The organism is Bacillus pseudomycoides DSM 12442 (genome assembly GCF_000161455.1).
Lineage (GTDB): Bacteria > Bacillota > Bacilli > Bacillales > Bacillaceae_G > Bacillus_A > Bacillus_A pseudomycoides.
In genome coordinates this window covers 4,915,449-4,915,886 of record NZ_CM000745.1, presented here as the reverse complement: position 1 = coordinate 4,915,886, position 438 = coordinate 4,915,449, and the positions used below count along the sequence as shown (strand labels likewise).

1 protein-coding gene is annotated in these 438 nt (G+C 39.5%); it reads left to right on the top strand.

All coding sequences use genetic code 11. From position 1 onward, the window contains the following. Nucleotides 1-438, top strand: a 438-nt coding sequence (locus BPMYX0001_RS24950; RefSeq protein WP_157753667.1) for an HBL/NHE enterotoxin family protein, incomplete at both ends; no start/stop codon positions are given.

The window sequence follows — 438 nt, the reverse complement described above, 5'->3', positions numbered from 1 at the left end:
ATATTGGAAGCTGCTGTACAAAAGAAAGATAAAGCAGAGTTAAAAGAGGGCATAAATGATTTAATCACTACAATTAATACAAATTCAAAAGAAGTTACAGAAGTAATTAAGATGTTACAAGACTTTAAAGCAAAACTGTATGACAATTCTATAGGGTTTAAAAATAATGTTGGTGGCCCAGATGGGAAAGGTGGATTAACGGCACTATTAGCCGGAAATAATGCCCTAATTCCACAAATTCAAGCTGAAATTGAGAAGCTACGTTCTACTCAGACAGAGCATTTTAACAATGTATTAGCATGGTCAATCGGTGGTGGATTGGGAGCAGCCATTTTAGTTATTGGAGCTATTGCAGGAGCGGTAGTAATTGTTGTGACTGGCGGTACAGCAACACCGGCCGTTATTGGCGGACTTTCGGCTCTCGGTGCAGCTGGTATC